Here is a 26308-nt window from a genome sequence, read left to right as displayed (position 1 = left end):
GGCCCGCCGACCCCGTCAGGCGAAGGCCTCGACGACCAGGTCGGCCAGCAGGGCGCCCGCCTTGGCGTCCGGGTCGAGGTCGGGGTCGTAGATGGTCACGTTCAGGCCCACGCACCTGGGGGAGCCGACCAGCACCCGCAGCAGCCCGGCCAGTTCGGCCGGCAGCAGCCCGCCCGGATCGGGGCTGTCGACCGCGGGCATCACGGACGGGTCCAGCACGTCCGCGTCCAGGTGCACCCAGAACCCGTCGGTCACGGGCGGGTGCAGCCCGTTCAGTGCGGCCTCGGCCACCGCCGCCGCCCCGCGCTCCCTGATCTCCCCGACCGTGGCCGCGGGGATGCCCGCGGCGCGCAGCTCCGGCAGGTCCGCGTCGCCGTCGCGCAGCCCGAAGAGGCGTACGTCCTCGTCGCGCAGGTACGGGCCGAGGCCCTCCAGGTCCGAAAGCCCGGCCTGGCCGCGGCCGGTGGCGAGGGCCAGCTCCTCGCCGCCTGCCGCGCCGACGGGCCCGTTGACCGCCTCGTTGCCGGGGTGGCGGAAGTCCGCGGAGCCGTCGATCGCGGCCAGCCCGTACCGGCCGAGCCGGCGCATGGCGAGGGACGCGCCGAGCTGGATCGAGCAGTCGCCGCCGAGCACCACGGGGAAGTCGCCCGCCCGCAGCAGGGCTTCGATCCGGTCGGCGAGGGTGACGGTGTACGCGGCGAGGGGCCCGGCGTGGAACACGCCGTCACCCTCCCTCCAGTCCCCACGGTCGTAGCGCGGCGGCACGACCACACCGCCCTCGACGGCCCCGAGCCGCCGCAGCAGCCCCTGCTCGCGCAGCGCGCCGGCCAGCTTGTACACACCGGGCACGGCTCCGGGCACGGGCGGCCGGAGTCCGAGGTTGGACGGGGCGTCGACGAGAACGATGCGTCGCATCCCCCCATCCTCCGCCAACGCCCTCCCCTCCGCGCGGTTCTGGAGGAAGGAGGGGGGCGGGCGAGCGGGCGGGTGGGCGGGCGGCGGGCAGCCGGCCCGGGGCCCGGCCGACCAACCGGCCGACCAGCCGGCCGGGCGGGCGGCTGGGGTGGCGGAGGGCCCAGCGTGCCCCGCGGCGGCGCCGGTGGGGGTGGCGGGCGGTGCCGTGTTGCCGGGCAGGGGGTGGTGGGGTGCGGGCGCGCTGTGGTGGGGGAGCCCGCGGTGGGGTGCTGTCTTGCCGCGGCGGCTTGGTGGCCGTAGGGCGCGGGTGGGTCTGCGGCGGCGCCGCGGGGGCGGCGGGCGGCGCTGCGCTGCCGCCTTGCTGCGGGCGGGGCGCCGTGTGGCGCGGTGTTGTCCCGCCGCGGGGCGCGCCCGCGGCCGTCCCGACGGCGAGGCGCCCGGACTGCCTCTGGGCCCCCAGGGCCGGGGACCCGCCTGCGCCCCGCTCACAGACGCCGTTCCGAGGGGCAACGCCCAAAGCGGCGCGCGGTGAGCCGGCCGGGAATGGCACGTCACGCAGCCGTGCCCGGACGGGAACGAGTCGCCAACCGAACGGCCAGGCATCCCGGCACCCGGTCGGTCCACCGGCGGGAGCCCGCTGCCCGATCGTTCCCCTGGGCCGGCGAGCTGGTCGGCAGCGGAAGGGTGGGAAGGCCCGGCTTCCGGACGGTTGGCCGGATCGTGTTCCCGGCTGGTGATGGGGCTGACGGCCGGCCGGCTGACCCTGCGTCCGGACAGTTCCGGGCCCGTTGCCCGACCGTGTGCCCACCAGCGAACGACTGGCCGTCGAACCGCCAGGGCGGCCCGGGGGCCGGACGGTCTGCTGGGAGCAGCGCGCCCCCGACCGTGTGGCCGGCCGGCGGCGGGGTCGGCCGGCGGTTGGGTGGATCGGCCTGGCCATTGGACAGCCCGCCGGGAGGGGCCGGCCGCCGAAGTCCGAGGCCGTACAGCAGGCCGGTCCGGGCCATGGTCCGCCTGGGGGCCGCGCTGCGCGACGGTGTCCCCGTCCAGCGGACCTGCGGCAGTCGAACGGCCAGGCCGGACCGGCATGTCGACGGTGAGGAAGGGAGACCGCCGGCGCCCAGGGCATCCCGCGCACCTGCCTGCCTGCCTGCCTGCCCTGGCCGTCGTCCCGAGCCCTGCCGGCCACCTCGCACCCTGACGTGCCCGTGCTGCTGCTCGCCGGCGACCGCGACCTGTCGACCCCCGTGCAGTGGGCGCGCGAACCGGCCGCCACGACCCCGCGGGCCGAACCGGTCGTCGTACCCCGTGCCGGACACTCCACCCAGAGCCGCAGCGACGAAGGCGCCGCCGCCGCCCAGCGGTTCCTCCTCCGCTGAGCGGCGCGGAGCGACGGCACCCGGGTCCGGCCGCGCCCCCGGCAGGCCGCGGCCGGGGACCCGGACACCGATCTTGGTCCGAATGGCAGACAGGCGCGGGATTGGAACGTACGCTCGGGCGGCATGACGTGGCGTTCGAGTGTGAACCAGAAGTTGGCGCAGCTCACCGGCTATGAACTGCGCAAGGCCCGCCCCGCAGGGAAGGCGACCCCGACCCCCGTGGCGGCCCCCAAGGCTGCGGCCCCGAAGCCGGCGGGACTCCGCTTCCCCGCGGACTACGACGACGGGGCCAAGGAGATCATCACCGCGGTCAAGCCGTGGACGATGACCTCGGTCGAGCGCCTGAACGCGCTGGTCCAGTCCGTCCGTTACGTCACCCGGCACCAGCTGCCCGGCGACATCGTCGAGTGCGGCGTCTGGCGCGGCGGCAGCATGCAGGCAGTGGCCCGCACCCTGCTCTCCCTGGACGTCACCGACCGCGAGCTGTACCTCTTCGACACCTTCGAGGGCATGACCGAGCCCACCGAGGAGGACAAGCGCGTCGACGGCGCCAGCGCCGCCGACCTGCTGGCCACCCAGGGCAAGGACCGGCCGATCTGGGCGCTGGCCACGCTGGACGACGTACAGGACGGCTTCTCCCGGATCGACTACCCGGCGGAGCGGCTGCACTACGTCCAGGGCAAGGTCGAGGACACCATCCCCGAGCAGGCGCCGGAGCAGATCGCGATCCTCCGCCTGGACACCGACTGGTACACCTCCACCAAGCACGAGCTGGAGCACCTCTACGACCGGCTCGTCCCCGGCGGCGTCCTGCTGCTGGACGACTACGGCTACTGGCAGGGCTCCCGCCAGGCCGTGGACGAGTTCCTGGAAGAGACGGGCGCCCGGCTGCTGCTGACCCGCATGGACGAGGGCCGCATCGCCGTGAAGCCCTGACCCGGACGGAGGACCCGCCCGCCCCGGCGGCCGCCGGACCCCGCACCCGCGCGCGAGAGTGGGGGTGTGGAACTGGAGTCGGCGGCCGCCGAACTGTACGGGCTGGACCCGGCCGGGTTCACCGCTGCCCGGGACGCCATGGCCGCCCGGGTGCGGCAGGAGGGCGACCGCGCCCTCGCCAAGCGGATCGCCGCGCTGCGCAGGCCGACGGTGGCGGCATGGGCCGCGAACCTCCTCGCCCGCCGCAGGCCCGCCGAGGCGGAGCGACTGGTGGAGCTGGGCCGGGCCCTGGGCGAGGCGCAGCGCACGCTGGCGGGGGAGGAGCTGCGCGAGCTGTCCCACCAGCGGCACGTGCTGGTCACCGCCCTGGCCAGGGACGCCGTGGCGCTGGCGGCGGAGGAGGGCCGGCCGGTCTCGGAGCCGGGCCTGAGGGAGATCGAGCAGACCCTCCACGCGGCCCTGGCCGACCCGGCGGTCGCCCGGGAATGGCTGGCCGCCCGGCTGGCCAGAACCCCGCCGCCGCCAACGGGCTTCGGCATCGAACCGGACCCGACGGCGGTACGAGCTCACCGCCCCTCCCCGCCCACGGCGGCACGGTCCCCCCGCCCGCCCGAGCCCGCCCCCGCCCCGCCGGCGGAACCGAAGCCTGACGCGGTACGGGCCCACCACCCGCCGAAGCCCGTCCCGGCGGCGGCGCCGGACCCGGCCCCCGCGCGGTCCCGTCGCCCGTCGGCCACCCGCCGGGCGGACCCCGAACCCGCCACGGAGCGGGAGCCGGCCGTGGCAGGGGCCCGACGTCCGGCGGAGCCCGCCTCGGAGCCGGAGCCGGAGTCGGAGGTACCCGCTCCCGACCCCGCACACCTGCGTGCTCTGGAGGAGGCGCGGGAGGCCGCCGACACGGCCACCCGTGAGGCGGAACGCGGCCAGGAGCAACTCCGCACGGCGGAAGAGGAACTCCGCCGGGCCAGAGCGGCGCTCAGGGAACGCGAGGAGCAACTGGCGGAGGCGGAGCACCACCTCACGGAAGCCCGCACCACGGCGGACCGCGCCGCCACCCACCACCGCGAAGCCGCCCGGGCCGCCCGGACCGCACAAAAGGAGGCGGACAGGACGCTCCGCACCCTCGCCCGCCTGGAGGCCCGCCCGTTGCCCTGAGTTTGGACCCAGGCCGGCGGCACAGGGGTGCCGGCGCTTGACGGCCCGGGCCAGCCGCTGGCCATCGGCCACCGGTTCCGGTGCAGCCACCGGCCCCGTGGCTTCCGGCGCCGGCGGAGTTGAGCCCGGCGCAGGCGCAGGCGCAGCCGCCTGGCACCGGCGCTACGGCCTCCGGGGCCGGCGGAGCCACCCGGTTCCGGTGCAGCCACGGGCCCCGCGGCCTCCCGTAGCGGCGGGGCCGTCGGCCCGGCGGGTCAGTCGATCAGGATGCCCGGGTTCAGGATTCCCGCCGGGTCCAGGGCGCCTTTGGCGGCGCGCAGCGCGGCGGCGAAGGGGGCCGGGCGCTGGAGGTCGTACGCGGGGCGGTGGTCGCGGCCGACCGCGTGGTGGTGGGTGATGGTGGCCCGGTGCCGGTGCAGGACGTCGTTCGCCACGGCCTTGAGGTCGTCCCAGAGGGCCACCTCGTCGCCGGGCCGGCCCGCGGCCAGCACCGTGAAGTACGGGGCCGCCCCGTCGGGGTAGACGTGGGTGAGGCGGCAGTTCACGGTCGCCGGGTACCCGGTGGCCTTCCGGGCCGCCGCGCCGACCTCGGTGCGCACCGCCTCGATCAGCCCCGGGACCCGGTCCCAGGTCGCGGCCGTCTCGAAGGTCTCCGCGACGGCGCCCATCCGGGCCAGCCCGTCGCGCAGGTACGGCATCCGGAGGAACGCCGAGCGCCAGGCGTCCACCGCCCCGTCCGCGGACCTGTCCGCGTCCCGCGCCCCGTCTCCGCCCGCTGCCCGGTTCCCGTCGCCCGGCCCGGCCGGACCGGCGCCCGCCCCGCCCCCCGGGGACGTGCCGCGCTCCGGTCCGGTCGCACCGTCCGCCCGGCCCCCCTGAGAGCGGGCCAGGCCGACCGCCTGGGCCAGCCGGTCCGTGACCGGGAAGTGGCCCGACTCGAAGCCCAGCACCAGCACCGCGCTGCCGTCGTGCGAGGCACCCGACATGGCCGCTTCGCCGGCGTCCAGCAGCCGGCAGTTGGCCGGCATCAGACCCGACTGCGCGATCAGCCGTACGGCCTCCAGCGCCGCGTGGAAGTCGGCGAACGCCACCGCCGCGGAGGCCTTGTGGACGGGCCGCTCCCGGAGCCGCACCCACGCCTCGGTGATCACGCCGAGCGCGCCCTCCGAGCCCAGGAACAGCCGGTCGGGCGACGGACCCGCCCCCGACCCGGGCAGCCGCCACGACTCGCTCACGCCGGCCGGGGTGACCACCCGCAGCGACTGGACGAAGTCGTCGATGTGCGTGGGCCCGGTGGCGTAGTGGCCGCCCGCCCGGGTGGCGAGCCAGCCCCCCAGCGTGGAGAACTCGAAGCTCTGCGGGAAGTGCCGCAGCGTCAGCCCGTGGGGCCGCAGCTGGGCCTCCAGGTCCGGGCCGAGCGTGCCGGCCTGGATGCGGGCCGCCCGGCCGAGCGTGTCGACCTCCAGCACCCGGCCCATCGCGGTCAGGTCGAGGGACAGGACGGCGCGGTGGGCGTCACCGCGGTACTCCACCCCGCCGGTCACCGAGGATCCGCCCCCGTACGGCACCACCGCGACTTCCCGCTCCGCGGCCCAGTCCAGCAGGTCCGCCACCTCCCGCTCGTCCCGCGGGCGGGCCACGAGGTCCGGGACGCGCCCGGGCCGGCCGCGGAGGGCGCGTACGACGTCGCGGTAGGCCTTCCCCATGGCGTGGGCCGCGCGGTCCTCGGGGTCCGTGCGGATCACGTGTGCCAGGGCGGCGGGCGGCGCGACCGCGGGGGCCCCGATCCCCAGGTCCGCGACGCGCGGCACCGGCAGGGGCCTGGCCGACGTGCCGGGGAGCAGGGCGCCCATCGCGACGCATTCGGCGTCGTCCGGGTGGGCGTCCGTCCACCCCCACCCCCACCAGGAACGGGTGCGGGAGGTGCGCTGCGTCGCGGTGCCTGCCATGGCTGTGCTCCAGGGATAGCAGTAACTTACCTAGCGGTAAATTACCTACTGATAATATCGCCGCATGGCAACCCCCCGATCCAAGGCCGGCACCAAGGGCGTCCCCCGCCGGGACCGCGAACGGCAGATCCTCGCCGCCGCCACGCACGAGTTCGGCACCCACGGATACGCGGCGGCCTCGCTCGCCGCGATCGCCGCCCGCGTGGGGGTCACCAAGACGCTGCTGCACCAGTACTTCGGCACCAAGGAGGACCTGTACGTCGCCTGCCTGGCACCGGTCGGCGACCGCCTCCTGGAGGCGATCCGCACCGGCATGGGCGACCAGGGGACGGGGCCGGGCACACCCCTGCGCGTGCTGCGCGGGATCTTCGACGCCCTGGAAGGGCAGCGGGAGGCGTGGTTCGTGCTGTACGACACCACGCTGCCGCCCGGCGGCGAGGCCGCCCGCCGGGCCGCCGCGTACTGGTCCGCCATCGACGCCCTGGCCGCCGGAGGCACGGCCGACCTGCTGCGCGCCACCGGCTCGGCGGACCCGCTGGACGCCGATGCGCTCAAGTACGTCTGGCGCGACCTGGTCGCCACCCTGGTCCGCTGGTGGGTGAAGCACCCGGAGGAGTCCCCCGAGGCCATGGCCGCGCGCTGCGCCCGCCTCTTCGCCGCGGCCGCCGCGCTCACCCCGGCCTCGCAGGGCGGGCGGCGGCCGGTCCGGGATGCCGGGTGACCGGAGGGTCTCTTTCCGCAACGCGATTGGCGGAGGCTGCCGCGTGGAACCCGTCACTGCATGACCGAAGGTGCGAGCCCGTACATCTCAAGCCCGAGGGTCACCGTTCTGGGAGTGCAGAGCGGTGACCCGCCCTTCCGCATCGTCGAGGTCGACGGAGAGGTGGTGGGGACGGCCAGGTCCATGACGGACGTGATCCTCATCGCCGCGGAGGCGGGGGTCCACATCCACGACCTCGACGACCTGGAGACCGTCCGCTGGGTGGGAGGGGGCAAGTTCACCTGGCAGCTCCACCACCTCTGACCTGCCCGGACTCAGGGACCCGCGTTGAGTTCCGCCACGATCGAGGCAGGTGAGTGCCCGCTGCCGTCGGACAGCCGGTGGAAGTCGACCGAGACGTAGTTCGGGTTCCGTCCCCCGGTCGCGGTCCGGCACTGCCCGGCGATGCGGTCCCGCAGCTTCGCCCCGTTGTCCAGGGCGGCCGTGAGGACGGTGGGCACGTTGCGGTGGTGGCTCATCGTGAACAGCCGCCGGAAGCCCGGCTCCCGCTGGTCCAGCGGCACGTCGGACCAGCGGGTGACGCAGGCCAGGTCGTTGCCGAGGTCACCGAGGCTCCAGTAGTTGCTGACCGTCCAGGACTTGTCGTACATGACGCCCAGGTGCTCGCGGTCGGAGCGGTCCGAGAAGACCAGCAGCCGCTTCCCCGCCGTGACGAGGTCCGCGACCCTGGGCCAGCCCTTCTGCCGCACGCCCCAGTCGTCGGCCCGGAACAGCAGCTCGTTCAGGCCGCGCACCCGGCCGAGGGAGTTCTGCAACTGACCTGCGCTGACGTAGTCCTCCAGGAAGACGGTCACGACCTCCTGGGGGTGCGTGGCGAGGAAGTCCACCACCGTCTGCATCGTCCCGTGGAACGACTGCCGGGGCAGGGCGTACGTGGCTCCGGCGAAGGCCTTGCAGTCGCCGTGGCACAGGTACACGTCGCTCGGGTAGCAGTCGCTGCCGAAGCTGATGATGCACAGCCAGGTGCTGCGCTCGTACCAGTGGGTGTCGAGGCTGAGGCCCCGCACGCCGTTGTCGAGCTGGGCGCGCACCGACTCGGACTGGTTCACCGAGCTCCAGCGGGAGTCCTCGTAGTTGGTGAAGGCGTTGTGGGTGGTCAGGAAGGCCACCTCGTCGAGCCGGCGGTCACCCCAGCGGGCCGAGGCGGCGTCGGCGGCCGCCCGCGTGGCCGCGGTGGCCGTGGCGGTGGCCCGCGTGGCCGCGACGGCCTGCGTGGCCGGGGCGCGGGGGCCGGCCGGGGCCGGGGCGGCGGTCGCGGAGGCCGCCGTACCGAGCACGGCCAGCAGCAGGAGGCCCACGAGGGCGCGGAGGCCGCGGCGCCGCCCGTGAGAGCGCGCTCGTAACATGTCCATGACAATCATGCGGGGAGGCTACCGCGTGGTACCCGCGTCCCGCTGCCCCCGCGCAGCGCCTTCCCGCCGACGCCGCCCGGGCCCCGTCACGGGCCCGCGAAGGGGCACCGGCCCGCCCGGAAATCCGGATGCCCCGCCGCCCACCGGCTGACATGCTCACGGACATGTCACCCCGCAAGATCCGCCCCAGCCTCTACATCTCCGTCGACATCGAGGCCGACGGCCCCATTCCCGGCCCCTACTCCATGATCAGCCTGGGCGCGGCCGTCGCCGGCCGGCAGGACGCCGACGGGTACGTTCCCGCCGACCCCGAGCGGCAGACCTTCTACCGCGAGCTGCGCCCGGTGAGCGACGCGTTCGTGCCGGAGGCGCTGGCCGTCAGCGGCCTCGACCGGGAGCGGCTGCGCACCGAGGGGACACCGCCCGAGGCGGCCCTGCGCGCGTTCAGCTCCTGGGTGCGGCAGGTGTCCGACGGAGCGCAGCCCGTGATGTGCGGCTACCCCGCCTCGTACGACTGGACCTTCCTGTACTGGTACCTGATCCGGTTCACCGGGGAGAGCCCCTTCGGGCACTCGGGCTGCCTGGACATGAAGACCCTGTACGCGGCGAAGGCCGGGCTGCCGCTGCGGTCCGTGGCCAAGGGGACGATGCCCCGCGAGCTGCTGTCCCGGCGGCGGCACACCCACCACGCCCTCGACGACGCCATCGAGCAGGCCGAGCTGATGAGCAACCTGATGCTCTGGCGGCCGGAGGCCTGATCCCCGCCGGGCCTGCTGCGGGGGGTGCCCCGCGGGGCCTGCGGCCACAATGGAGGCATGGCCTCCGAGGCACCCACCGGCATCCCCGGCCCGGACCCCGACCCCCCGGACCCCGACCCCCCGGACACCTCGCCACCCGCCGGGGGAGGGCCCGACGGGTCCGACGGCCCGCGTGCGGCCGCCGAGCGGGACGCTCCCTCGAACCCGGACCGGGGCGCGGCCGTGGACGACGCCCGGGGGACCGCCTCGAAGGGCGACGGGGGCGAGGCCCCGAACGACGCCCGGGGCGAGGCCCCGAACGATGCCCGGAGTGCCGCCTCGAACGATGCCGAGGGTGCCGACTCGAACGATGCCCAGGGCGCCGCCCCGAACGGCGGCCACCCCGACACCTCCGGCCGCACCGAAAAGGGCCTCGCGCGCTGGCTGCTGCGTTCGGTGCTCGCCGACCCCGGCCACCTCCCGGAGATCCTGGCCTCCTTCGCCTCCCGCCGGCTCGGGACCGCCGCGGCCCGTACGGTCGCCAAGGTCCGCGCCGATCACCCGGACGCTGGTCCCGAGGAACTTCGCGGCATGGTGGCGAACCGGGGCCGGCGGATCGTGGTGACCGAGGGCTCCTTCGTCGGCGGTCCCTTCATCGTGGTGATCCCCTTCGCCTTCTGCGCCGCCCTGCTGGCCCAGCTGCGCATGTGCCTGGAGCTGGGCGCGCTGGCAGGCCGCCCGGCCACCTCCCCGGACCGGACCGCCGAACTGCTCGTGATCCAGGGCGTCTACCCCGACATCCCCGCGGCCAGTGAGGCCCTGGAGAAGCTGGCCGCGCGCACGGACCGCGACGGGGACCTGTCGCCGCCGCCCGGGCCGCGTCCGTCCCGGGTGGCCGCACTGTGGTCGCTCGTCAAGCGCATGGCCTACCTGCTGGGGCTGCTCGGCCCGGAGGAGGACACCTCCCGGCTGATCGTCAAGATCGGCCGCTGGGCTCTGGTGGGCCTGGTCTTCCTGGTGGGGATGGTGGCCCCGCTGGTCTGGATCCCGTACCTCGGGTGGTCCTACCACCGGTCCACGGGGGAGCTGGCGGCGCGCACGGTGGCCTTCTACGGCGCGGCGACTCCGGCCGAGGCGGCCGAGGCGGTCGCCGAGGTCCATCCGACGGCCGCCGACCCCGGCATGATCGCGGCCGCCCTGCGGACCCTCTCCTCGCTGCTGGTGCCGGTCGGCGCCGTGATCCTGGTCTTCGTGGCCGCCGTCGACGACTCGCGCTGGCCGCTCGTGGCCGTGACCGTGACCGTGCTCTCCCTCGCCGTCGGCACCATCTGGTACCTCCGCCACCGCATGCGCCACCGCCGCCCCTCCCACGACTGAGCACGCGGACGGACGGCGGTGGCGGGGTGGTGCCCTAGAGGCTGAGCGCGTCCTCCGCGTTCGTCACCCAGGGGGTGACCGAGTTCTTGTCGGGGGACACGTACAGGCCTGGGGTCGGCGCCTTGAGGGGGGTCTGCACGAGGTCGGACGAGGTGTCCATGGTCATGGCGATCCAGTCGACCGTCCTGCCCTTCCCGTCGTTCCCGCCGCCCATCAGGCCGGCGTACGCGGACTCGCCCGGGGCCAGCTCGAAGGCGTCCTCGATGGCCGGTGCCGTGCCGCGCTGCGTGGCCTGCCCGTCCAGGTCGCCGAAGGTGACGACGGGGTGGCCCAGGACCCGGCAGGGCTTGGTGCTCTTGTTGGTGACCTTCAGCAGGTGGCTGCCCGTCGTGGGCTCCGCCAGACTCGCGGTGAACTTCACGTCGAAGGTGCTGCACGGGAACACGTCGAAGTCGGGGTCGGTGCTGCCGCCGGTCGCCGTCGGCGCCGTGGTGGCCGGCGGCGTGGGCTTCGCGGTGGCCGTCGGGGCCGTGGAGGGGGAAGCGGAGGCGGACGCGCCCGGGCCCGTGCCCGGCGTCTTCCCGCCGCCCGACGCGTCGTCCTGCGAAGGGCCGCAGGCCGTCAGGGCGAGGGCGGACACGGCGGCGAGGACGACGGCGGCTCTGCGTACGGTGCTCATGATGCTGTCCCCCGGGGTGAGGAGCGCGGGAGTGCGCTGGGCGTGGCACCAGCGTCCCGGAGAAGCTTCACGGCTCTGTGACGGCGCCTTCCCGAATCCACCACGGACCGGCCTCCGGCGCCTCCACCGCCTCTCCTGCCTCCACTGTCGCCCCCGCCTCCGCTGTCGCCCCCGCCTCCACCGCCCTCCACGGCCCCCGCACGGCCACCGGTCAGAACATGGTGTTGCCGTTCAGAGAGGTCGGCGGGACCACCTGGAGCACGTCCCAGTGCTCCACGATCCGGCCGTCCTCGTCGAAGCGGAAGATGTCGATCCCGGCGTACTCCTCCTCGGGCCATGCCTGGTGGCAGTGGAGCACCACGTGGTCGCCCTCCGCGAAGGCCCGCTTGAACACCACCCGCTTGCCCGGGTACTCGGCGGCCATCCGCTCGAAGTACGCGATGAACGCCTCCTTGCCGTCGCCGACATGCGGGTTGTGCTGGGTGTAGGTGTCGCCGACGTACCGTTCGACGGCCTCGGCGGGCCGGCACTGGTTGAACATCAGCTCGTAGAACGCCATCGCCGTGGCCTTGTTGCGCACCGGATCGCTCATGGCGTCACCGTACGGGCGGAACCGGGCCCCCGCATGACGAACCCGGCGGCGGCGAACGAGGCGGCGGCGGACCCGCCACCGGCCAGCCCACCGGCCAACCCACCGGCCGGGCTCAGAGCACCGGCTGGACGTCCCCCGTCGTGACCGACCGGCCGTGGGCGCCCGCGGCCAGGTCGCCGGGCGGAATCCCGGGGTGGTGCCGCAGGCCGTCGCCTTCGTCGTACGGCGCGCCGAGCGCGATGCGCGACACGATCCGGTAGCGGTCGCCGCGGTACACCGAGTGGACGTACTCGACGGGCCGCCCCTCCCGGTCCGTGGTCAGCCGCTCGAACCGCAGGGCGGGGGAGTGCGCCGGTACGCCGAGCAGCCGGGCCTCCCGGTCGCCCAGCACGGTGGGCTCGATGGCCTGGACGGCCTCGTGGACCCGTACGCCGTGCCGCGCGCCCAGCAGTTCGTAGAAGTCCCCGCTCTCCATGTCGCCCGGTGCCAGGCCCGGGACGAGCGCGGCCGGCACGTGCAGGTGCTCGATCGCCATCGGCTCGCCGTCCACCAGTCGCAGCCGCGCGATGTACGCCACCTCGTCGGCCGGGGGCAGCCGAAGCCTGCGCCCCAGGGCCGTGCCCGCGGGCACCGTGCCGAACTCCAGCACCCTGCTGGCCCAGCTGCCCCGCGCCCGGGGCAGGCTGAATCCCGGTTCGGCGCCGGCCGGCGCCAGCTCCTGGGTGATCTTGGCCGGGGCGACGAACATGCCCCGCCCGTGCTCACGGACCACCAGGCCCGCGGCCACCAGTTCGTCCACGGCCGCGCGCACCGTGGGCCGGGACACCCCCAGTTCCTCGCACAGCGCGCGCTCCGACGGCAGGGCGGCCCCCGGTGCGCCGGCCTCCGCCAGACCGCGCAGGTGATCGCGTACCCAGATCCGCTTCGGAACCGGACCCCCGGGTGCCTCGGCCATGTTCCCGTCCTCTCGTCCACCCCGTGCAGGTGACCAGACCAGCTCGGCGATGTTACCAGTGGGCGGACCGGTCGCGGCAAGTCTCCGGATCGCGCAAAACCGTTTCTGAGGAGGCAAGTTGAAGGGAAGCGAGGGAGGGGCCGACGCCTTGACCGGCCTCCGGTCCTGTGTCATTTTTCTTACCAGTTGCTGGCCAGTTGACGTACTGGTCGGGCAACTGGTCAGTTCCCCGGCACCCGCAGAGGAGGACCCCCGTGAGCCTGGTGAGCCCGTCCCGTCCGCTCCCGGCCCACGGCGGAGCCGTCCCCGCCCTCCTGCCCCCGCCCCGCCACCTCGCCCGCGTCCCCGGGTACTTCACCCTCACGCCGGACGCCGCCGTACGCGCCGAACCCGCCGCGCGGCAAATCGCGGACCTGCTGCGCACCCTGCTCCGTCCCGCCACCGGGCTGCCCCTCCCGCCCGCGGCCGACGGCACCCTGACCCTCGCCCTCGACCCCGCCGAGCACCCGTCGCTGGGCGCGGAGGGCTACCGGCTGAGCGTCCGGCCCGACGGCGTACGCCTGCTCGCCGCCCGGCCCGCCGGGCTGCGGAACGCCGTCCAGACCCTCCGCCAGCTGCTGCCCCCGGCGGCGCTGGCCCGCCGCCCCGCCGCCTCCGGCACCGCGTGGACGCTGCCCTGCGTGGAGATCACGGACCGGCCCCGGCACTCCTGGCGGGGCCTGATGGTCGACACCGCGCGCCACTTCCAGCCGCTGGACCGGCTGCTGCGCACCGTCGACCGGATCGCCCTGCACAAGCTCAACGTCCTGCACCTGCACCTGACCGACGACCAGGGCTGGCGGCTGCCCGTGGACGCGTACCCCCTGCTCACCGCGGTGGGCTCGGTCCGCGCCCGCACCCCGCTCGGGCCGCCGGGCTCCGGGTGCCGGGACGACCGGCCGCACGGCGGCGCGTACACCAAGGCCGAGCTGCGGCGACTGGTCGGGTACGCGGCCGAGCGCGGGGTCACGGTCCTCCCCGAGGTCGAGATGCCCGGCCACACGCGGGCCGCCCTCGCCGCCTACCCGCACCTCGGCAACCACCCGGACCGCCGGCTCGACGTGTGGACCGAGTGGGGGATCTGCGACACCGTGCTCGGCGTGCACGACGCCGCCCTCGACTTCTGCCGGACGGTGCTCGACGAGGCGATGGACCTCTTCCCCGGCCCGTACGTCCACCTCGGCGGCGATGAATGCCCCACCGCCGAATGGGAGTCCAGCCCCGCCGCCCGCGCCCGCGCGGCCGCCCTCCGCCTCCCTGGCCCCCGCGCGCTGCGCGGCTGGTTCCTCGGCCGGGCCGGAGCCCACGTGCTGGCCGCGGGCCGGCGCCCCGTCTGCTGGGCCGAGGGCGACACCGACGCCCAGCCGCCCGGGGCCGCCCTGCCGCCCGAGTTCGTGCTGATGGCCTGGCGGGACGCCCGGCACGGACTGGCCGCCGCCCGGCGCGGCCACGAGGTGGTGATGGCCCCGCACCGCTCCACGTACCTCGACTACCCGCAGTCGGACCGCCCCGGCGAACCGCCCGGCCAGCCCGGCGAGGTGGTGGACCTGGCCGCGGTGTACGCCAACGACCCCGCGCCCGCCGCCTGGCCGGCCGAGCACGCGGCACGCGTCCTGGGCACCCAGGCCCAGCTCTGGACGGAGTACGTCACCACCGCCGACCGGTACGACCACCTCCTCTGGCCCCGGCTCTGCGCCCTCGCGGCCCGGGCCTGGAACCCGGACGGCGACTACCACCGGGACTTCCTCCCCGCCCTGGCCGCCCACCGCCCGCGCCTGGCCGCCCTCGGCCTCGCCGGCCAGACCCCCTGACCTGCGGGGCCCGCACCGCGCACCCCGCAGGACCGGCGCCTCATCCGCTTCATCCGCCCCACCCGCACCCCTGCACCCCCGCACCCCCAGGCAGGTTCCGTTCCGTGCCCCCACCGAAAGGGAATCCCGTGTCCGACCGCCCCCGTCGCACCGGCAGGCTCGCCCTGGCCGCCGCCCTCGCCCTCCTCTCCGGCACCGCAGCCGCGGGTCTCCTGGCCGCCCCCGCCTCGGCCGCCGCCGACGCCCTCAGTGTCCAGTACCGCACCAGCGCCGGCGGAGCCACGGCCGACCAGTCCGAACCCTGGCTCCGGATCACCAACACCGGCGCCACGACCGTCCCGCTCGGCCAGGTCCGCCTGCGGTACTGGTTCAAAGCCGACGGCCCCGCGGTGACCTACCGATTCGCCTGCTCCTGGGCGGTGACGGGCTGTGCCCACATCACCGGCTCCTTCGGCACTCCCGACCACCCCACCGCCACCGCCGACCGGTACCTGGAGATCGGCTTCACCGCGGGCGCGGGGTCACTCGCCCCCGGCCAGTCCACCGGCGACATGCAGCTCCGCTTCCACCGCACCGACTGGCAGCCGCTGACCCAGTCCGACGACTACTCCTTCGGCCCCGGCCGGACCTCGTACGCGGACTGGGACAAGGTCACCCTCCAGTCGGGCGGCACCCTCGTGTGGGGCACGGCCCCGGCCGGCAACGACCCGACCACACCCCCCACGACGCCCCCGACCACCCCGCCGACCACGCCCCCCACCACCCCGCCGACGGACCCGGACGCACCGGTCCTCTTCGACGACTTCACCTACGCCTCCAGCACCGACCCGGCCCTCGCCCGCAACGGCTGGACCGTCAAGTCCGGGCAGGGCGGCCCCGGCGTCCCCGGCGCCACCTGGTCCCCGCAGGACATCACCTTCCCCTCCGCCGGGGGCAGCACCGTGATGAACCTGCGCCTCACCACGGACGGCACCGCCGCCGGTACCCGCGAGACCGAACTCCAGACCTTCGCAAGGAAGTTCGGGAACGGCACCTACGCCGCCCGGGTCCGCTTCGACGACACCCCGTCCGGCGGCCCCGACGGCGACCACGTCGTCCAGACCTTCTTCGCCTTCACCCCGCTCAACGCCCCCATGGACCCCGCCTACAGCGAGCAGGACTTCGAGTACCTGCCCAACGGCGGCTGGGGCGAGCCGGGCAACATCATGTACGAGACCACCTGGGAGACCTACAACCCCGACCCCTGGAACGCCGTGAACACCCACGGCGAGCAGCGTGCCTCGCACGACGGCTGGCACGACATCCAGTTCACCGTCGACGGCAGCTCCGTGACGTACTGGGTCGACGGCCGGATCGTCGCCACCCACGGCGAACCCTACCTGCCGGAGACCCCGCAGTTCATCGACTTCAACCACTGGCTGATCGACCTGGCCGGCCAGACCTCCGCCACCCCGCGCTCGTACGACGAGCAGGTCGACTACGTGTACTTCGTCAAGGACCGGGTCCGCACCCCGGCCCAGGTCGCCGCCGAGGTCGCGGCCCTGCGCGCGGCGGGAACCGCCTTCAGGGACACCGTCCCGAACAGCTGACGGCACGGGCCGGTCCACCCCCCGATCGTTTTCCGCCGAATCTGCCATTCCGGCCCAACGGGGCCTGAGGCTCAGTAGCTTGAGCCGGGCAGGTTCCGGTGGGGGAGCGCATCTCTCCCGCCACGGACGCGAACAGAGCACCAGAGGGAGTGGACGAATTGGCGAACGTGGAAGTCTCCTTGAAGGAGGCGATGACCTCGATCGAGGGAGCACTGGGGGCGGCCCTGGTCGACTACACCAGCGGCATGGCCCTGGGCACCCTCGGCGGGGGCAAGGACCTCGACCTGGCGGTCGCCGCGGCGGGCAACACCGACGTGATCAGGGCCAAGGTCCGCACGATGGAGATGCTCGGCCTCCGGGACGAGATCGAGGACCTGCTGATCACCCTCGGCGGTCAGTACCACCTCCTCAGGCTGCTCAAGGGCAAGTCCGGGAGCGGCCTGTTCCTGTACCTGGTCCTGGACAAGGACAGGTCCAACCTGGCCATGGCCCGGCACCAGCTGCGCCGCATCGAGGCCGCCCTCGAGGTCTGACAACGGCTCGTGACGGCCCTCGCATGCCCATTAGTTGAAGAATTCTTCAATTCGGCAGATCCAAATCTGGCCAAGTGTGGGCATGCGCGGGCCGCCGGGACGCGACGATGGGACGAAAGACCGCAGGCGGCTGGGCACGGGCCGGGCCCCGCCGTGGTCGGGCGACAGCAGGAGCACACGTGGGCATGCAGGTACCGCTGTACCAGGCGAAGGCGGAGTTCTTCCGGATGCTCGGGCACCCGGTCCGCATCCGCGTCCTGGAGCTCCTGCAGACAGGGCCCATGCCGGTGCGCGACCTCCTCGCGGAGATCGACATCGAGCCCTCCAACCTGTCCCAGCAGCTCGCGGTGCTGCGCCGGTCGGGCATCGTCGTCTCCACCCGCGAGGGCGCCACGGTCAGTTACGCCCTCGCCGGCGGCGATGTCGCCGACCTGCTGCGCGCAGCCCGCCGCATCCTCACCGAGATGCTGGCCGGCCGCAGCGAGCTGCTCGCCGAGCTCCGCCAGACGGAGCCCCGCCCTCAACAGCACCCTGAACCCCACCCGCACCCGCGCACCCACCCGGTCGCGGTGCCCGGCAGGCCCTACTCGAAATGACCGCCCGGGCACGGCTGCCGGGCGGACCGGCAGCGGTGTCAGAGGGAGAGGTTCAGGTTCAGCTGCCAGGAGACGCCGAAGCGGTCGTTCACCCAGCCGAACTTCTCACTGAAGCCGTACGAGCCGAGTGGCATCAGCACGGCGCCCCGGTCGGCCAGGGCCGCGTACAGGCGGTCGAGCTCCGCCTCCGTGTCGCACTCGACGAAGAGCGAGACCGCCGGGGTGAAGCCGAATGCGTGCGTGGCCGGGCTGTCGATGCACATGTACCGCTGCCCGGCGAGCGCGAAGGTGGCGAACTGCACGGTGCCCTCCGGGCCCTGCCCGTCCGCGCCGTAGCGGGTCACGCCGATGACCTCGGAGTCCTCGAACAGCGAGACGTAGAAGGCCATGGCCTCCTCGGCCTGCCCCTCGAACATCAGGAACGTGGTGATCTTCTGAGGCGTCGCGGCCATCCTGCCGGCTCCCTGGGTGGTGGCGTGACCTTGCCCGGCCGAGGCTAGGCCACGCGCCCGTCCCGGCCGGCGAGGCGCACGGCCGCGGCGCCGATCGGCTGCCGTACGGGTCAGCCGGTGGGAGCCATGTCGTACGTGACCCACATCGTGCGGGCGGCCACCTGGTCGTACTTGGACCGGGCGCGGTGGTTGTCGTCGGCGGTGATCCACCGGACGACGCTCCAACCGCGCTCGGCCGCGATGCCGCGCAGCCCCTCCAGCAGGAGATCGGCCGCTCCCGAGCCCCGGCTCTCGGGCGCGACGAACAGGTCGTCGAGGAAGCAGCCCGTGGTGGCCGACAGCGGCCGCGCGAACGGCCGGTAGTGCGCCAGCCCGGCGAGCCGCCCGTCCGCGCCCTCCGCCACCAGCGCGTTCACCTCGTGGGCCGGATCGTTGATCCACGACCAGACCAGCGCGGCGGCCTCGTCCGTCTGCTCCACGCGGTAGAACTCCGCGTAGCCCCGGTAGAGGGCGCGCCACTGCGGGAAGTCGTCCGCGCGCACCGCGCGGACCTGGATGCCGGTCATCTGGAGGGTGCCTTCCTGTCCGTACGCGCGGCTCCCCGTGGGGCCGCGCGAACCGATCATGCGCGAGGGGGAGGGCCGGCACCCTGCCGCGGTGTCGAAAACCGCCCGCACCCACACGCCGCACCGGACAGTCGTACGAACACGGCAGCAGCGGCCGGCGCACCCGTCAGCGGGTGTGCGAGCGGTACGCCCGCATCGCCAGCGGCATGAAGACCAGCGTGATGCCCGCGGCCCAGACCAGCGACCACATGATCGCGCTGCCGGCGGGCGTGCCGAGGAGCAGGCCGCGGAACGCGTCCGACAGGTGGGTCACCGGATTGACGTTCACCCAGGCCTGAAGCCAGCCGGGCATCGTGTCCACCTGGACGAAGGCGCTGCTGGTGAAGGTGATCGGGAAGATGAGGGTGAACGCGAACACCTGCACCTTCTCCGCGTCGCCCGCCAGCATCCCGATCAGCACCGCCGTCCACGACACCGCCGCGGCGAACGTCAGGAGCAGCAGCGTCGCGCCGAGGAACCCCGCCACGCCGCCGGTGATCTCGAAGCCCAGCACGGTGCCCAGGGCGATCATCAGCAGCATCGCCCACAGCTGCTTGGCCAGGTCCGCGGTGATGCGCCCGAGCAGCGGCGCCGTCCGCGCGATCGGCAGGCTGCGCAGCCGGTCGAACACGCCCTTCGTCAGGTCCGTGTTGAGTGCCATGGCCGTGTACATGCTCATGAACAGGGTGTTCTGCACGATGATGCCCGCGAGCGCGTACTGCAGGTACTCCTGCGGGGAGCCCGCCATCTGCCCGCCGAACACGTACGTGAACAGGAACACGAACATGATCGGCGTGATGCTGTAGTCCACCAGCTCCAGGGGGTTGTGCTTCACCGAGACCAGGCTGCGCCACGCCATCGTTCCGGTCTGCCGGAGGGCCGCGAGGGGGCGTACCCGCCCGCCGCGCCACTGCGTGTCCGTGAGTGCCGCCGAGGTCATGACGGGGTCACCGCCTCCGAGTACCGGTCTTCCTCCGCGCTCTCCTCCGCGTCGGCCTCCGGCTCCGCCCGGTGGCCGGTGAGCGCCATGAACACCTCGTCGAGCGAGGAGCGCCGCAGGCTGAGTTCGCCGACGGAGATGCCCGCCTGGTCCAGGCGGCGCACGACGCTCGGCATCAGCGCCGGGTCGTTCACCGGCGCGAGGATCCCGTCGCCCTCGACCGCGGCCTGCGGGCCCGCCTCGGCGGTCACCAGGAGGTGCGCCGCGCCGAGGTCGGCGGGGTCGGCCGGCCGTACGTACAGCACCTGTCCGCCGACCTGGGACTTCAGCTCGTCGGGCGTGCCGCCGGCGATCACCGTGCCCTTGTCGATCACGACGATGCTGTCGGCCAGCCGGTCCGCCTCGTCCAGGTACTGCGTGGTGAGCAGGGTCGTCATGCCCTCGGCGACCAGGACCCGCAGCATGTCCCAGACCTCGCTGCGGCTGTGCGGGTCCAGGCCGGTCGTCGGCTCGTCCAGGAACAGCACCCGCGGCCGGCCGACCAGGCTGGCGGCCAGGTCGAGGCGGCGCCGCATGCCGCCCGAATAGGTCTTGGCGGCCCGCCCCGCCGCGTCGCTCAGGTGGAAGCGGTCGAGCAGGTCTGCGGCCCGGGCCCGGGCCTCGGCCCGCGACATCCCGAGCAGCCGGCCGATCATGAGCAGGTTCTCGGTGCCCGTCATGTTCTCGTCCACCGCCGCGTACTGCCCGGTCAGCCCGATGAGCGAGCGCACCATGCCGGCCTCGCGCACCACGTCGTACCCGCCGACCTCGGCGTGCCCGCCGTCCGGACGCAGCAGCGTCGCGAAGATGCGGACCGCCGTCGTCTTGCCCGCGCCGTTGGGCCCCAGCAGGCCCAGCACCGTGCCCGTCGGGACCTCGAGGTCCACACCGGCGAGGGCGCGGGTCTCCTTGAACTGCTTGGCCAGCGCCTCGGCCCGGATCGCGTAGCTCACGAGATCACCCCGTTCGTGGAGGAAGGCGCATACCCCTCCACTGTGACGCACGCCACTGACAACCGGCCCGGCGAGCCGGCCGCGCGGCGCGGGACCCGGGTTCCGCCGGACGGCGCGGCACCGCGGCGGGAAGCGCGACGGACGGCGGCTGTCCCGCGGGCGGCTTGCACGGGTACGGCACGGCGTCCGCCGATCCCGGCCCACCGGGCCGCAGGCCACGCCGGGGCAGCGGCCCGCCCCGGCCCCGCGACCCTGCGCGACGCCCTCGACCGCGTCCACCGCGCGGGCGTGCCGGGCGTCTTCGCGCAGGTCCGAACGTCATCGCACAGGCTCGACGTTGCCGGGCCCAGGGCCTGTGACGGCCCTCGCGGGTCCGGGCGCCACGGGCCACCCGCGCCCGTGGTCCGGGGCCTCAGGCGCGTGCGCGGAGGTAGGCCTCCAGCGCGGCGGCCCCGGCCAGCATCGCCCGCCCCCGGGCGGCCAGCCGGCCGTGCCAGCCGGTCAGTGTGGCCTCCAGCGGTTCCAGTCCGCCGGCCGCCCGTACCTGCTCGATCAGCGGGGCGATCTGCTCCAGCAGGTACCCGCCCCGCCGGAGCTGGTGGATCAGCCGGGCGTCCCGTACGTCCGCGGCGTCGTAGACGCGGTACCCGGTCAGCCGGTCGCGGCGCGGGCGCAGCAGGCCGGCCCGCTCCCACGTACGCAGCGTCGCCGGCCGGAGCCCGAGTTCCGCGGCCAGCGGCCCGATGAAGGTGCCGCCGGCCCCGGCGGGCGCGCCGGGTGCGGCGGCCCCGCCGGGCGCGGTCCCCGTGGGTTGCGCCGCGGACGGACCCGCCGCGGCGGGTGCCAGATCGCGGAGCGCGTCCTCCACGGCGCGCAGCGTCCGGCGGTCGGCGAGCAGCTGGGCGTGGCTCTCGTCGATGAGCCGGAACGCCTCGTCGGCGGCGCCCCGGTTCACCGCCCGCATCACGTCCGCAGCCGTCCGGTGGCCGTGCCCGGGAACGAGGGCGAGGAACGCGTCGAGAGCCCGGGCGTGCAGGTGCGTGTAACGGCGGTAGCCGCTCTCCGTGCGGCCGGCGGTCGGGAGGATGCCGTCCTCCTCGTAGTTCCTGACGGCCTGGGCCGACAGCCCGTGCCCGCGCGCCAGGTCGACCGGCCTCAGGTAGCCACCGGTTTGAAGGTTCGATCCCATGCCGACGAGGATATCCCCGCTTGACGAGCGGCTTTTCGACGCCTGACCGCGAAGAGTTTCAACCGTATCTTCAACGATAGTGTTGAAGGCATGACGACCAGAAGCCGGTACACCGCCCGTCCCGTCGAGGCCTCCGCCGTGCTGCGCCTGCTGCACGGCAGGCGGCCCCGCGTGCTCGCCCTGGGCGAGCCCACCCACGGTGAGGAACTCCTCCTCGACGTGCGCAACGACCTCTTCCGGCAGCTCGTGGAGGAGGAGGGCTACCGCACCATCGCGATCGAGAGCGACTGCCTCGCCGGCCTCGCCGTGGACGACCACGTCACCTCGGGCACGGGCACGCTCGACGAGGTCGTGGCGCAGGGCATCAGCCACGGCTGGGGCGCCTCCCCGGCCAACCGCGAACTCGTGCGCTGGATGCGCGCCCACAACGAGGGCCGGCCCGCCGCCGACCAGGTGCGCTTCGCGGGCTTCGACGGCCCGCTGGAGATGACCGCCGCCGCCGGCCCCCGGCAGGCACTCACCGCGCTCCACGGCTACCTCGCGGCCCACGTGGACGCCGACCTGCTGCCCTGTACCGCGGAGGCCCTCGACCGCCTGCTCGGAGCCGACGACCGGTGGACCGAACCCGCCGCGATGACGGACCCGGCCCGGTCGGTGGGCCGCACCGCCGAGGCGGGTGCACTGCGGCTGCTCGCCGACGACCTGGCGGCCCTGCTCGAAGAGCGCACCCCGGAGCTGCTCGCGGCCACCCCGCGGGAGGCCTGGGACCGGGCCCGGCTGTACGCGCGCACCGCCACCGGCCTGCTGCGCTACCACCACTGGCTGGCCGACACCTCGACGGGCCGCCTGACCCGCCTGGTGGGCGTGCGGGACCAGATGATGGCCCGCAACCTCCTCGCGCTGGCCGAGCGCGGCCCGGTGCTCGTCCACGCCCACAACGCCCACCTCCAGCGCCCGCGGAGCACGATGCGGCTGGGCGGCACGCCGCTGGCCTGGTGGAGCGCGGGTGCACTGGTGAGCGCGCGGCTGGGAGAGGAGTACGCCTTCCTGGCGACCACGGTCGGCACGATCCGGCACCACGGCGTCGACACCCCGCCCCCGGACTCCCTGGAAGGGCTCCTGTACGGGCTCGGAGAGGACCGCTGCCTCGTCGACCCCGGCGCCCTTGCCGACGCCCTCGCGCAGAACCCGCCGGCCCCCCGGACCTCGCCCTGGTTCGGGTACTTCCCGATGGACCCGTCCCATCTCGCCGTGACCGACGGGCTGGTGTTCGTCAGGGACCTGCCGGAGACCCGGTAGGCCGGCCGGGCTCCGGCCGAGCCGGTTCAGGCCCGGCCGGAACCCTGCGCCCGGTGCGTGGGTGCGTGGGTGCGCCAGTGCGTCAGTGCGTCAGTGCGGCCTTGGCCGCCACGATGACCAGGCCCAGCAGCAGGTTCACCAGGGCGCACAGGGCGACCAGCTTCCGCGGGGCCCCGGCCCGTACGGCGCCCGCGGTGGCCCAGCCGACCTGCCCCGCGATCGCGACGCCGAGCGCCAGCCACACCGAGCCCTGCTCGTCCATCCCGAGCAGGGGACTGATCAGCAGCGCCAGCGCCGGGGGGAGGGCCGCGTCGATCACCGGCCGCTCCCCGGCCCCGACCCGGAGGACCTCCCTCCGGCTCAGCCTGTGCCGGGCCGCCAGGCTGGCCCCGAAGACGTGGGAGAAGACGTGTGCGGCCCAGAAGACGAAGGCGGTCAGCAGCACCAGCAGCGCCAGGTTCGCCCGGGGGAACTCCCCGTACGTCCCGCCGCCGACCACCACCGAGGCGGCGAGCACGGAGCCGTACACCGCCCCCGTGTAGTCGGCGTGCGAGTCGGGAGGCCGCCACCACCAGTGGTGGTGGCGGTGGTGGTGATGCCGGCGGGCCGGCGCGCCCGCGGCGGCGTCGGGCCCGTCGGTGCCGTCCGTCCACCGGTCGTCCACGCGATCGACCTCCCTCGGGTGGGCCGCGGTCCGCCCCTCCGGGCGTGGCGGACGGAGCCCTCCACCCCATGGGACGACGCCGGCGCCACTCGCGCACCACCCGTTCCGGGCGAGCGGGCGGGTTGCCGGACCGTCCCGTGTGGCGGGTGCCACGGGTGCGCACGATCATGAGAGGGATCCGGCTCACCCGGACGGGTCACCCCGTACGGGTGTCCCCTGACCAGTCGTTCGGTGCGGCGGCCCGGGGGCCGGGCACGACGCCGACGTCGCCCACCTGGAGGGGTGCTGTCCGTGACTCCTTCCCGCCCCGACGGCCACGACCGTCTGCCGATCGAGCCGGTGCCCGTGTACGTGGGCCCGGCGCCCGGCCGTGCGGCGCCCGGGTACACGAGGCCGGTGCGCGTGCCGCCGGTGCTTCTGCCGACGCCCGTACCTGCCGACCCGACGTACGCCGCCCCCGGTTCCGGCGTGCACACCGCCCCGGACGCTGCGCCCGTCCGCGACCGGCCCGGCAGGGGGAACACCGGGCACGCCGGGCGCGGGGCCCGCGCGGCGGGGCACGGCCGGGCCGCCCTGCGGGAACCGGTCGACGACCCGCTGCTGACGGCGAAGCTCACGGTGCCGGTCTACCCGGGCGGGCTGGTGTCCCGGCAGCGCCTCCACGACGCACTCACGGAGGGCACCCGCGGGCCCCTGACGGTGGTCACCGGCCCCGCGGGCGCGGGCAAGACGGCGCTGGCCGCGTCGTGGGCCCTCTCCGCGGACCCGCCGGGACCGGTTGCCTGGGTCTCCCTGGACGCCTGCGACCGCCCCGGCACCCTCTGGGCGTACGTCCTCGGGGCCCTCCGCCGCGCCGGGGTCGCACTTCGCCCCGACATCGGCGGGCCGCTCAGCGCCGAGGGCGTCGACCACTCGCTCCTCGTACGCCTGGCGGCCTCCTTCGACGGACAGCCGGCGCCCGCGGTCCTGGTCCTGGACGGCGTCGACCGGCCGGCCGCCCCCGACCTGGCCGAGGGGCTCCGCTTCCTCGTCGAGCACACCGGCCCGGACCTGCGGCTCGTCCTGCTCGGCCGGGCGGCCCCGCCGCTGCCGCTGGCCCGCTACCGCGCCGAACGGCGCGTCCACGAGATACCCGGCCGCGACCTCGCCTTCACCGCCGCCGAGGCGGCGGAACTCCTCGCCGGGCGGCGGACCGGCCACGGCAGCGGGGAAGGCGGCGGAGGGGGCCGGGAGCGGGGCCGGGAGGCGTCGGCCGACCGGGAGACCGCGACCGCGCTCGTACGCCGTACGGAAGGCTGGGCGGCCGGGCTGCGGCTGTGCGCCCTCGCCATGGACGGGTACGACGACCCGGCCGCGTTCACCGGCTCGCGCCGCGCCGCCGAGCACGCCGTGGCCGACTACCTGCTGGCCGAGGTGTTCGACACCCAGCCGGGACCGACGCGCGAACTGCTGCTGTGCACCGGCCTCTTCGGGCAGGTCCACCCCGACCTGGCCGACGTGCTGACCCACCGCCGGGACGCCGCGCGCGTGCTGGAGGCGCTGGCGCGCGCCCACGCCTTCGTCGAGCCCGTCGGCGACACCGGCTGGTACCGGTTCCACCCCCTCTTCGCGGGCGTGCTGCGCACCCGGCTGCGCGGCAGCCGCCCCGATGCGCTGCCCGGGCTGTACCGGCGGGCCGCACGCTGGCTGGCCGGGTGCGGGCGGGGCACCGGGGTGCCGGAGCACGCGGCGGCGGCCGGGGACCGGCCGGCCGCGGCCGCCCCGGGGCTCCGCGGCCTGCCGGTGGGCCACCGGCTGGAGGGCGACGGCACCGGGATCCTTGTGGACCTCTTCGCCGGGAGGCCGTCCGACGCCGAGGGCACGGGACCCGCGCTCGCGGCGGCGGCCCGCAGCCTCGGGGCGGGGGACCCGGCCGCGTGCCGGGCCTGGCTGGACCGTGCGGAGGACGGGATGCGCCGTGCGGAGGACCGGCCTGGCAGCCCGGCGGAGGCGGAGCCTGCCGAACGGCTCGTGCTCGCGCTGCTGCGCCTGCTGTCCGGCCCGCACGGGCACACGGACGGCGCCGCCGGCCCGGACGCCGGCCCGGCTGCCGGGCCCGTCTCCGGCCTTGCCGCAGGGCCTGCGCTCGGCCTCGCTGCCGGTCCGGACCGGCAGTCCTCCGCCGCCCGGTCCGTCGAGGAGCCGGGGGCTGTCGATCGGGTGGCCGCCCACCCCTCGGCTTCCCGGCCGGTGTCCGCCGTGCCGTCCGCCGGCCCTCCGTCGCCCGCGTCCGGCGACGCATCGGCGGCAGCGGGCGGGCGGGCGTCCGGGGGAGTGGTGGCCGGCGGGCTCGTGGGCGGTGACCAGGCGTTCATCGACCGGCCCCCCTCGCCCCCGAGCCGCTCCTCGTCCGCGTCCGGCGCGGCAGCGGCGGGGAGCGGTGGACGGCCGGGCCGGGGGGCCGGGGCCGCGGGACGGGCGGCCCCGGCACCGTCCGGGCGGTGGCGGCACGGAGCCGGGCCGGCCGGGCCGACCGCACCGGCGGGCGGCAGCGGCGGCGGCAGCGCGCCGGGGGCCCGAAGCGGCAGCGCACCCGTGTGGCCCGTGCTCGTCGAAGAGCTGAGCGCGCGCGAGCGGCAGGTGCTCGCCCAGGTCGCCCGGCTGATGTCGACGGACGAGATCGCCGCCGAACTCGGACTGTCCGTCAACACCGTGAAGACCCACCTCCGCAGCATCTTCCACAAGCTCGGCGTCTCGCGCCGCCGCGACGCCGTGGAGCGGGCCAGGGAGCTCCAGATCCTCTGAGCGGCGCG

General features: G+C 75.2%; 25 protein-coding genes. 13 read left to right on the top strand and 12 right to left on the bottom strand.

Annotated elements, in window-relative coordinates; translation table 11 throughout:
* Positions 1-15: 15 nt before the first annotated feature.
* Positions 16-915 carry an arginase family protein gene (locus ACIF6F_RS23045; RefSeq protein ID WP_399949456.1) on the bottom strand — a complete coding sequence of 300 codons (900 nt, stop codon included), beginning with the start codon at positions 913-915 and terminating at the stop codon, positions 16-18.
* Between the two features lie 1208 nt (positions 916-2123).
* Between ACIF6F_RS23045 and ACIF6F_RS23040 the strand changes: the two genes are divergently transcribed.
* The 3 genes from ACIF6F_RS23040 (at position 2124) to ACIF6F_RS23030 (ending at position 4385) form a co-directional block, all read left to right on the top strand.
* Positions 2124-2294 (top strand): alpha/beta fold hydrolase, encoded by a 171-nt coding sequence (locus ACIF6F_RS23040; RefSeq protein WP_399949454.1) that lies wholly within the window; start codon positions 2124-2126, stop codon positions 2292-2294.
* A 123-nt stretch (positions 2295-2417) separates the two neighbouring features.
* Positions 2418-3230 (top strand): TylF/MycF/NovP-related O-methyltransferase, encoded by an 813-nt coding sequence (locus ACIF6F_RS23035; protein ID WP_399949452.1) that lies wholly within the window; start codon positions 2418-2420, stop codon positions 3228-3230.
* 66 nt (positions 3231-3296) lie between these two features.
* On the top strand, positions 3297-4385 hold the full coding sequence (locus ACIF6F_RS23030) for a hypothetical protein (RefSeq protein WP_399949450.1): 1089 nt from the start codon (positions 3297-3299) through the stop codon (positions 4383-4385).
* Between the two features lie 254 nt (positions 4386-4639).
* Here ACIF6F_RS23030 and ACIF6F_RS23025 read toward each other — a convergent pair whose 3' ends face one another.
* Positions 4640-6334: an FAD-binding oxidoreductase gene (locus ACIF6F_RS23025; RefSeq protein WP_399949448.1), complete on the bottom strand. Its 1695-nt coding sequence runs from the start codon at positions 6332-6334 to the stop codon at positions 4640-4642.
* A 64-nt stretch (positions 6335-6398) separates the two neighbouring features.
* Here ACIF6F_RS23025 and ACIF6F_RS23020 point away from each other — a divergent pair, with 64 nt between their 5' ends.
* Both ACIF6F_RS23020 and ACIF6F_RS23015 read left to right on the top strand, forming a co-directional pair.
* Positions 6399-7055, top strand: coding sequence for a TetR/AcrR family transcriptional regulator (locus tag ACIF6F_RS23020; RefSeq protein ID WP_399949446.1), 657 nt, complete (start codon positions 6399-6401; stop codon positions 7053-7055).
* Positions 7056-7115: 60 nt separating this feature from the next.
* A complete protein-coding gene (locus ACIF6F_RS23015) occupies positions 7116-7358 on the top strand; it encodes a hypothetical protein (RefSeq protein WP_399949444.1) in 243 nt (80 codons plus the stop codon).
* Positions 7359-7369: 11 nt separating this feature from the next.
* Here ACIF6F_RS23015 and ACIF6F_RS23010 read toward each other — a convergent pair whose 3' ends face one another.
* A complete protein-coding gene (locus tag ACIF6F_RS23010) occupies positions 7370-8467 on the bottom strand; it encodes a PI-PLC domain-containing protein (protein WP_399949442.1) in 1098 nt (365 codons plus the stop codon).
* 164 nt (positions 8468-8631) lie between these two features.
* Here ACIF6F_RS23010 and ACIF6F_RS23005 point away from each other — a divergent pair, with 164 nt between their 5' ends.
* A complete protein-coding gene (locus ACIF6F_RS23005; protein WP_399949440.1) occupies positions 8632-9225 on the top strand; it encodes a 3'-5' exoribonuclease domain-containing protein in 594 nt (197 codons plus the stop codon).
* 57 nt (positions 9226-9282) lie between these two features.
* Positions 9283-10581 (top strand): hypothetical protein, encoded by a 1299-nt coding sequence (locus ACIF6F_RS23000; RefSeq protein WP_399949439.1) that lies wholly within the window; start codon positions 9283-9285, stop codon positions 10579-10581.
* Positions 10582-10615: 34 nt separating this feature from the next.
* On the opposite strand, the gene ACIF6F_RS22995 is transcribed toward ACIF6F_RS23000, so the two are convergent.
* The 3 genes from ACIF6F_RS22995 to ACIF6F_RS22985 form a co-directional block, all read right to left on the bottom strand.
* Positions 10616-11260 (bottom strand): DUF4232 domain-containing protein, encoded by a 645-nt coding sequence (locus ACIF6F_RS22995; RefSeq protein ID WP_399949437.1) that lies wholly within the window; start codon positions 11258-11260, stop codon positions 10616-10618.
* A 211-nt stretch (positions 11261-11471) separates the two neighbouring features.
* Positions 11472-11852 carry a nuclear transport factor 2 family protein gene (locus ACIF6F_RS22990; protein ID WP_399949435.1) on the bottom strand — a complete coding sequence of 127 codons (381 nt, stop codon included), beginning with the start codon at positions 11850-11852 and terminating at the stop codon, positions 11472-11474.
* A 112-nt stretch (positions 11853-11964) separates the two neighbouring features.
* The gene (locus tag ACIF6F_RS22985; protein ID WP_399949433.1) at positions 11965-12807 is read right to left on the bottom strand and encodes a GntR family transcriptional regulator; all 843 of its coding nucleotides are present in this window, start codon (positions 12805-12807) and stop codon (positions 11965-11967) included.
* A 254-nt stretch (positions 12808-13061) separates the two neighbouring features.
* Here ACIF6F_RS22985 and ACIF6F_RS22980 point away from each other — a divergent pair, with 254 nt between their 5' ends.
* From ACIF6F_RS22980 to ACIF6F_RS22965, 4 genes are all read left to right on the top strand, one after another.
* Entirely contained in the window at positions 13062-14657 is a 1596-nt protein-coding gene (locus ACIF6F_RS22980) for a beta-N-acetylhexosaminidase (protein ID WP_399949432.1), read from the top strand.
* A 128-nt stretch (positions 14658-14785) separates the two neighbouring features.
* The gene (locus ACIF6F_RS22975) at positions 14786-16246 is read left to right on the top strand and encodes a cellulose binding domain-containing protein (protein ID WP_399949431.1); all 1461 of its coding nucleotides are present in this window, start codon (positions 14786-14788) and stop codon (positions 16244-16246) included.
* Positions 16247-16404: 158 nt separating this feature from the next.
* The gene (locus ACIF6F_RS22970; RefSeq protein ID WP_399949429.1) at positions 16405-16779 is read left to right on the top strand and encodes a hypothetical protein; all 375 of its coding nucleotides are present in this window, start codon (positions 16405-16407) and stop codon (positions 16777-16779) included.
* Positions 16780-16964: 185 nt separating this feature from the next.
* Entirely contained in the window at positions 16965-17375 is a 411-nt protein-coding gene (locus ACIF6F_RS22965) for an ArsR/SmtB family transcription factor (protein ID WP_399949427.1), read from the top strand.
* A gap of 38 nt (positions 17376-17413) precedes the next feature.
* Here ACIF6F_RS22965 and ACIF6F_RS22960 read toward each other — a convergent pair whose 3' ends face one another.
* The 5 genes from ACIF6F_RS22960 to ACIF6F_RS22940 all read right to left on the bottom strand — a co-directional run bounded on the left by ACIF6F_RS22960 (position 17414) and on the right by ACIF6F_RS22940 (position 21553).
* Positions 17414-17827, bottom strand: coding sequence for a VOC family protein (locus ACIF6F_RS22960; protein ID WP_399949425.1), 414 nt, complete (start codon positions 17825-17827; stop codon positions 17414-17416).
* A 110-nt stretch (positions 17828-17937) separates the two neighbouring features.
* On the bottom strand, positions 17938-18453 hold the full coding sequence (locus tag ACIF6F_RS22955) for a GNAT family N-acetyltransferase (RefSeq protein ID WP_399949423.1): 516 nt from the start codon (positions 18451-18453) through the stop codon (positions 17938-17940).
* A 106-nt stretch (positions 18454-18559) separates the two neighbouring features.
* Positions 18560-19372, bottom strand: a complete 813-nt coding sequence (locus ACIF6F_RS22950; protein ID WP_399949421.1) for an ABC transporter permease — start codon at positions 19370-19372, stop codon at positions 18560-18562.
* The gene (locus tag ACIF6F_RS22945) at positions 19369-20364 is read right to left on the bottom strand and encodes an ATP-binding cassette domain-containing protein (RefSeq protein ID WP_399949419.1); all 996 of its coding nucleotides are present in this window, start codon (positions 20362-20364) and stop codon (positions 19369-19371) included. The genes ACIF6F_RS22950 and ACIF6F_RS22945 overlap by 4 nt, the downstream gene beginning before the upstream one ends.
* Before the next feature lie 412 nt (positions 20365-20776).
* Positions 20777-21553, bottom strand: a complete 777-nt coding sequence (locus ACIF6F_RS22940) for a TioE family transcriptional regulator (protein WP_399949417.1) — start codon at positions 21551-21553, stop codon at positions 20777-20779.
* 90 nt (positions 21554-21643) lie between these two features.
* Here ACIF6F_RS22940 and ACIF6F_RS22935 point away from each other — a divergent pair, with 90 nt between their 5' ends.
* Positions 21644-22852 carry an erythromycin esterase family protein gene (locus ACIF6F_RS22935; RefSeq protein WP_399949415.1) on the top strand — a complete coding sequence of 403 codons (1209 nt, stop codon included), beginning with the start codon at positions 21644-21646 and terminating at the stop codon, positions 22850-22852.
* A gap of 82 nt (positions 22853-22934) precedes the next feature.
* On the opposite strand, the gene ACIF6F_RS22930 is transcribed toward ACIF6F_RS22935, so the two are convergent.
* Positions 22935-23516, bottom strand: a complete 582-nt coding sequence (locus tag ACIF6F_RS22930; RefSeq protein WP_399949413.1) for a hypothetical protein — start codon at positions 23514-23516, stop codon at positions 22935-22937.
* 291 nt (positions 23517-23807) lie between these two features.
* On the opposite strand from ACIF6F_RS22930, the gene ACIF6F_RS22925 reads away from it, so the two are divergent.
* Complete coding sequence (locus ACIF6F_RS22925) at positions 23808-26300, top strand: LuxR C-terminal-related transcriptional regulator (RefSeq protein WP_399949411.1); 2493 nt, start codon at positions 23808-23810, stop codon at positions 26298-26300.
* The last annotated feature ends 8 nt before the right edge of the window (positions 26301-26308 follow it).

This window comes from Streptomyces sp. NPDC086023, assembly GCF_044540325.1.
GTDB lineage: Bacteria > Actinomycetota > Actinomycetes > Streptomycetales > Streptomycetaceae > Streptomyces.
Note: the sequence above shows the minus strand (reverse complement) of the source record. Positions and strands in the feature narration are given on the sequence as shown.

What these genes read in the sequence shown, in the direction of transcription:
- ACIF6F_RS23015 (WP_399949444.1), top strand. Translation starts at nt 7,116, where the DNA reads ATGACCGAAGGTGCGAGCCCGTACATCTCAAGCCCGAGGGTCACCGTT.
- ACIF6F_RS23035 (WP_399949452.1), top strand. Translation starts at nt 2,418, where the DNA reads ATGACGTGGCGTTCGAGTGTGAACCAGAAGTTGGCGCAGCTCACCGGC.
- ACIF6F_RS23020 (WP_399949446.1), top strand. Translation starts at nt 6,399, where the DNA reads ATGGCAACCCCCCGATCCAAGGCCGGCACCAAGGGCGTCCCCCGCCGG.
- ACIF6F_RS22985 (WP_399949433.1), bottom strand. Translation starts at nt 12,807, where the DNA reads ATGGCCGAGGCACCCGGGGGTCCGGTTCCGAAGCGGATCTGGGTACGC.
- ACIF6F_RS22940 (WP_399949417.1), bottom strand. Translation starts at nt 21,553, where the DNA reads ATGGGATCGAACCTTCAAACCGGTGGCTACCTGAGGCCGGTCGACCTG.
- ACIF6F_RS22950 (WP_399949421.1), bottom strand. Translation starts at nt 19,372, where the DNA reads ATGACCTCGGCGGCACTCACGGACACGCAGTGGCGCGGCGGGCGGGTA.
- ACIF6F_RS22955 (WP_399949423.1), bottom strand. Translation starts at nt 18,453, where the DNA reads ATGATCGGTTCGCGCGGCCCCACGGGGAGCCGCGCGTACGGACAGGAA.
- ACIF6F_RS23010 (WP_399949442.1), bottom strand. Translation starts at nt 8,467, where the DNA reads ATGGACATGTTACGAGCGCGCTCTCACGGGCGGCGCCGCGGCCTCCGC.
- ACIF6F_RS23000 (WP_399949439.1), top strand. Translation starts at nt 9,283, where the DNA reads ATGGCCTCCGAGGCACCCACCGGCATCCCCGGCCCGGACCCCGACCCC.
- ACIF6F_RS22995 (WP_399949437.1), bottom strand. Translation starts at nt 11,260, where the DNA reads ATGAGCACCGTACGCAGAGCCGCCGTCGTCCTCGCCGCCGTGTCCGCC.
- ACIF6F_RS23045 (WP_399949456.1), bottom strand. Translation starts at nt 915, where the DNA reads ATGCGACGCATCGTTCTCGTCGACGCCCCGTCCAACCTCGGACTCCGG.
- ACIF6F_RS22960 (WP_399949425.1), bottom strand. Translation starts at nt 17,827, where the DNA reads ATGGCCGCGACGCCTCAGAAGATCACCACGTTCCTGATGTTCGAGGGG.
- ACIF6F_RS23025 (WP_399949448.1), bottom strand. Translation starts at nt 6,334, where the DNA reads ATGGCAGGCACCGCGACGCAGCGCACCTCCCGCACCCGTTCCTGGTGG.
- ACIF6F_RS23005 (WP_399949440.1), top strand. Translation starts at nt 8,632, where the DNA reads ATGTCACCCCGCAAGATCCGCCCCAGCCTCTACATCTCCGTCGACATC.
- ACIF6F_RS22965 (WP_399949427.1), top strand. Translation starts at nt 16,965, where the DNA reads ATGCAGGTACCGCTGTACCAGGCGAAGGCGGAGTTCTTCCGGATGCTC.
- ACIF6F_RS22990 (WP_399949435.1), bottom strand. Translation starts at nt 11,852, where the DNA reads ATGAGCGATCCGGTGCGCAACAAGGCCACGGCGATGGCGTTCTACGAG.
- ACIF6F_RS22935 (WP_399949415.1), top strand. Translation starts at nt 21,644, where the DNA reads ATGACGACCAGAAGCCGGTACACCGCCCGTCCCGTCGAGGCCTCCGCC.